The 4,617-nt window shown below is 56.9% G+C and carries 6 protein-coding genes; 5 read left to right on the forward strand and 1 reads right to left on the reverse strand.

The window, feature by feature from the left end; genetic code table 11:
- Nucleotides 1-550 precede the first annotated feature (550 nt).
- On the reverse strand, nt 551-1,015 hold the full coding sequence (locus ACEW8G_RS13395) for a hypothetical protein (RefSeq protein WP_373488908.1): 465 nt from the start codon (nt 1,013-1,015) through the stop codon (nt 551-553).
- Between the two features lie 181 nt (nt 1,016-1,196).
- Here ACEW8G_RS13395 and ACEW8G_RS13400 point away from each other — a divergent pair, with 181 nt between their 5' ends.
- The 5 genes from ACEW8G_RS13400 to ACEW8G_RS13420 all read left to right on the forward strand — a co-directional run.
- On the forward strand, nt 1,197-2,018 hold the full coding sequence (locus tag ACEW8G_RS13400; protein ID WP_373488909.1) for a lysostaphin resistance A-like protein: 822 nt from the start codon (nt 1,197-1,199) through the stop codon (nt 2,016-2,018).
- Nucleotides 2,019-2,397: 379 nt separating this feature from the next.
- Nucleotides 2,398-3,066, forward strand: coding sequence for a MarR family winged helix-turn-helix transcriptional regulator (locus ACEW8G_RS13405; RefSeq protein ID WP_373488910.1), 669 nt, complete (start codon nt 2,398-2,400; stop codon nt 3,064-3,066).
- A gap of 39 nt (nt 3,067-3,105) precedes the next feature.
- Nucleotides 3,106-3,342, forward strand: coding sequence for a thioredoxin family protein (locus tag ACEW8G_RS13410; protein WP_373488911.1), 237 nt, complete (start codon nt 3,106-3,108; stop codon nt 3,340-3,342).
- Between the two features lie 5 nt (nt 3,343-3,347).
- Complete coding sequence (locus ACEW8G_RS13415; protein WP_373488912.1) at nt 3,348-4,091, forward strand: hypothetical protein; 744 nt, start codon at nt 3,348-3,350, stop codon at nt 4,089-4,091.
- A 129-nt stretch (nt 4,092-4,220) separates the two neighbouring features.
- The coding region (locus ACEW8G_RS13420) for a hexameric tyrosine-coordinated heme protein (RefSeq protein ID WP_373488913.1) at nt 4,221-4,617 on the forward strand (397 nt) is incomplete at its 3' end.

Here is a 4,617-nt window from a genome sequence, read left to right on the forward strand (position 1 = left end):
GATATCCAGCCCAATGATGCTAACTTCCGACACAGACGCCTCCTTACCAATGGTGTTTAAACACCTCCATTATGGCACATCGATGCCGTCGGGGGGCGTCCAACCCATCACCCAACTGCGGCCATGAAATGCCTTTGGGCGATCACCTGAAAGCCGACATGCAGCTTTGCCCCGTTTCCAGCCAGAACCTGCCTTTCAGCAACCGGCCCAGCTCCGGCCGTTGCCTTCGGGGCAATGCATGAGGAAACCCAATTATCGAAACGACCCGGCGGAGATTGCCGTTGAAAATCTAAAAAATTTCTGTGCTAGATTTCGGGGTATCAAGTGGGGTAAACTTACATTGCATGGCTTTAAAATACTCATACCTTCAGTATGTTGCAATTATATTTCGAGCCCCTCCGTCGGCATTCCAGGCCACGCGGTTTTGCATGGAATGGCTATGGCGTTGCCTGACCTATGGGAGGATGTTCGCGCTCCGTCGGTAAGGCTCGGTCACATTTTGTTGCGGGCGACGCAGAGCATTATCCGTCTGCCCTTCGGATCTGCAGGCTCAAGAGTAGCGAAATTCTGACCGAGCAAGAAAACGCCAGCGGCGCTGTCGATGTCGATAGAACAAGGCAGCAAAAGAAGCGATAATTGGGGTGAGAAGGCCAGCCTTAATCTCGACCTCATCCAGATAGTCGGTGCGACCATCTGGGCGTTCGTGGATCGTGATGTGATGGTCCCACGTTCGGACGAGTTGGCCGGAACCGTTATCTCGAATGCGATAAACGCTCGAGGACTCCGGTTTTGGATGACTGATTTCAATCCACTGTCGGCCGAGGGGCAGAACGCCTCCCAGAAGCATCGCGACCAGATATCGGCCATCTCGCCACTCGCTTGGAAACGACGGAGGAGTGATCGGACGGAATTTGACTAAGGGCGCGGTGACATGGACCAGCAACCGGGATTTCCCCAGTTCTTCGCGAACTTTTGCAAAGGGCGCATCCAATACAGTGCTGATGGAAATTCGCATCGATCCAACCGCAGATATCCCGTGGCGACTGGAGCCATTTTATTCGTCAGATTGTTGATGGTCAATATTCCCTCGGCGGGACCATCCAGAACCAAAAGGTTTGCCGACTAAGCCGAATCTAGTGGAACGGAGCGCACCGGGTTCAGATCGAGCGATAAAGTCCATTGCGATAGATCGTCAGATGGTTTTAACTCGGCAAAGCGGTGGACGGCGCGGGGACGAAGCTGTTTTGTCGGTGCGAGCTGTGATCGATGAGAGAAGCACGGCTGGTCTGCTGTCGCTCATGCTTGTCGCCCTTATCCCACCGCTGGAAATCGGCGTGATGGCCGTCCCATTCGTCGCCGGACTGATTTTGGCCGCCTGTGCTATACGATACCGCGATCAGCATTCCCTGCTCTTCGTTATCGTGTTTGCATCTGCGTTTCTTGTTCTTGGCGCGCTGCTCAAAGAACTTTTCACTTGGCCATGGCATCTGCTTATTCCGCTGGTGATTGCAGCGATAGCCGCGCGTGTCTGGAGGTCGGAAGCGCGCCTTGCGCTGGGTTGGCGATCGGGCAAGGCAAGTGCGCGATTGTGGCTGGCAGCCATTGCGATCTCTATTCTCACTACCGGCGCGTTGGTGATTTGGGTTGAGCTCTTTGAACCCGATCTGGAAGTCTTCCGTGCGATGGTCCCCCGAGGAGACCTGCTGGTGCTGATTTCTGCAGCTCTCGGCTTCGCTCTGCTCAATGCGACTATGGAAGAGCTGATCTGGCGCGGCGGAATACAATCCTGGCTGGGAAGGCACACCAGCATCTGGCTCGCAATTTTGATTCAGGCCCTTTCATTTGGTGCACTGCATTGGGCAGGCTTTCCAAGCGGATGGTCGGGAGTCGCCCTCGCTATCATCTATGGCGTCATCCTCGGATGGCTTCGCCACGCAACGGGTGGCCTTTCCGCCCCAATCGTTGCTCATATCCTTGCAGATCTAACGATTTTCCTGCTGGTTCTTGGTTCATTTTGATCTTGGCCGGATTCCATCACGGAAGCTGGGCCGGCTGCGAACGACGCTTGCAACCTTCAGGTATAAAAAGCGGACAGCACCCATACGGCCAACTTGCGGAAGTTATGTTATGAACACCTTACCCCGTGACCTTGAGATGACTTTTATCGGTTCCGAAAATCAACCGCAGTCAAAGCGGCTGAGATCATTAAACGCAGGGAGGATCGGCGTCCCGGTTCGTTGAGCCCTTAACAGTGCCCCCTACGATTGATGGGCGCCAGGACATCAATGTCAGAACTTCGGATCTCAATTACGGCGTTAATCGGCAATCATGACAGATACCGCGCCTCTTGCAATTATATAGGACTCCTATATGAATCGCATTGCGAGGTGACCCACGATGGCGACGACAAACAATATAGCGACGGGACTGGCTAAGATCGGGCTATTTTTGAGGTCTGCAAATTGGCGTCAGGCAGAGGCTGCTGCTCTGTCCCCGACCCAGGCGCAAATCCTCATTCATCTCACACGGCGCGGTCCAGCACGCATTGCAGCGCTTGCCGAAGAGCTCGGCGTCACCCAGCCTACTGCCAGCGACTCTGCCGCGGCGCTCATCCGAAAAGGTCATCTCGAGCGCCGGCGTGATCCTGCGGACGGTCGGGCGGCGCTCCTGCATCCAACGCTTGCCGGTTTGCGCACCGCAGAGGCAATCGCAGTCTGGCCCGATGCGCTGCTTGCTGCCGTCGACGCATTGGATGCGCAAGAGCAGGTCGTCTTCCTGAAAGGCCTGACGAAAATGATCCGCTATCTGCAAGTCAAAGGCGCCATTCCAGTTCAACGCATGTGTGCGACCTGTCGTTTCTTCCGGCCGAACGTCCACGACGATGCGGTCGCCCCCCACCACTGCGCCTTCGTGGACGCTGCCTTCGGAGACGCGAACCTGCGCCTCGACTGCAGCGAGCATGAACCGACCGACGAACCAGAAACCGACGCCATTTGGCGAAGGTTTGCTGGAACGCCGGCCGGAAAAGCGGACGCCCCTCCCGCGGTATCGGGCGAGGCGTCCTGATGTCTTAACCTACCTCTGAAAGACAGGAGACTTCTTATCATGACACAGAAAGCCATCTTCTACCACGCCGGTTGCCCGGTCTGCGTAGCCGCCGAAGACAAAATCACTGAGGTCATAGATCGCAACCGATTCGAACTTGAGATCGTCCATCTGGGCGATGCGCCGAAGAGGATCGATGAAGCCGCCGCCAATGGTGTTGAATCGGTGCCCGCGCTCGTGATCGACGGAACGGCACTGCACATCAATCACGGCGCCGACCTCTCGGCCCTGCGGTGATGGCCATGAAAAAAGCCATAGCATCTGCGGCGATCACGATCGCCTTGACCCTGCCCGTAATGGCACACAACTCCCAGAAGGAGCATGGCATCAGCGCTGAAGCTTCGGATACAATCGCAGCGCCGTTCGACATCGTCCATGCGAAGATAACGACAGATGGCAATGTCGCCGTGTTCCATATTGGCGTCTCAGGACGCGCCGGCGAGAGCAAACCGGCGCCTTCAGGACAGCTCGCCGGCAGCGAGGTATTCTCTTACGTCTGGCCAACGAGCATCGACCCCTATGAAGTCGGGTTCGACCGTGGAGCGGGCATCCTAGCCCTCGCCGTCACGGCTCATCCAGATTTCGACGACACGCCACTGTTCGACGAGAATGGGGACGGCGATCCCGGCAATGACGGTGATCTCTGGCATAGCCACTGGGTGGTGCTTGGCCCCGATAACGCCTGCGGCGCGGGCGCATTGAAGGTAATCGACATCCCTGAGGGAACGAACCCAAGGCTGCCGAAGACCTGGCCCGGGCTGCCGATCCTGATCGACAGCCCAGGCTGGGGCCCGCTCATCGGCGGAGATACTGTCGAGGTGCGCGTGCCTTTCGAAGAAATCGGCATCGTTGAAGCGGCCTCCTATGACGGTGTGACCGCTGGTCTCAGAGTCAACGAGAGCGTTCACGCACCTTTGCTCTGCGTTGCGGATGTCTTCGACGTGGCTTCGGGCGACCTCAGCCTCCCGGGTAGGGTCAACAATTAAAGAATCGTCGGCGGCGATCGTTTCGCCGCCGGCACTTAATGCGAGCGAGCAGGAAAGCGGACAATAACCAACTGGTTACCTACTGTTGTCACCGAGGACCCGGCAGGCGGATATGCGCTCGCCATCAAGCTGAGCCGAATGGGTGTCAAAGACACGCAGCCGGATGAGGCTGTGCGGGACAAATTGCGCTCTCAGTATGGTCATGATGCCCGAGCGCTGATTGCGATTTCACAGACAGTCGCCGTCAACTTCGCAACGATAGCGGCAGCCAACGATTACTGGCAGGACCGAGAAAAGGGAGGGAAGGACATGACTGTCCCATTGCGACCGGCACCACCGCTTGAAGTTGTCCAGTGGCTGAACGTCGCCGAGCCCTTAACCCTCGACTATTTGCTTGGGCGTGTGATTTTGATCGAAGCCTTTCAAATGCTGTGCCCCGGCTGCGTCAGCCATGGCCTGCCGCAGGCGACACGTGTTCGCGAGACCTTCAGCGAGAAAGATGTGGTGGTGATCGGTCTTCATTCGG

This window comes from Blastomonas sp. (assembly GCF_041747255.1).
Classification (GTDB): Bacteria; Pseudomonadota; Alphaproteobacteria; order Sphingomonadales; family Sphingomonadaceae; genus Blastomonas.

Excerpts from the sequence above, each read along its gene's own strand:
- ACEW8G_RS13395 (WP_373488908.1), bottom strand. The coding sequence starts at position 1,015 with ATGCGAATTTCCATCAGCACTGTATTGGATGCGCCCTTTGCAAAAGTT.
- ACEW8G_RS13400 (WP_373488909.1), top strand. The coding sequence starts at position 1,197 with ATGGTTTTAACTCGGCAAAGCGGTGGACGGCGCGGGGACGAAGCTGTT.
- ACEW8G_RS13405 (WP_373488910.1), top strand. The coding sequence starts at position 2,398 with ATGGCGACGACAAACAATATAGCGACGGGACTGGCTAAGATCGGGCTA.
- ACEW8G_RS13410 (WP_373488911.1), top strand. The coding sequence starts at position 3,106 with ATGACACAGAAAGCCATCTTCTACCACGCCGGTTGCCCGGTCTGCGTA.
- ACEW8G_RS13415 (WP_373488912.1), top strand. The coding sequence starts at position 3,348 with ATGAAAAAAGCCATAGCATCTGCGGCGATCACGATCGCCTTGACCCTG.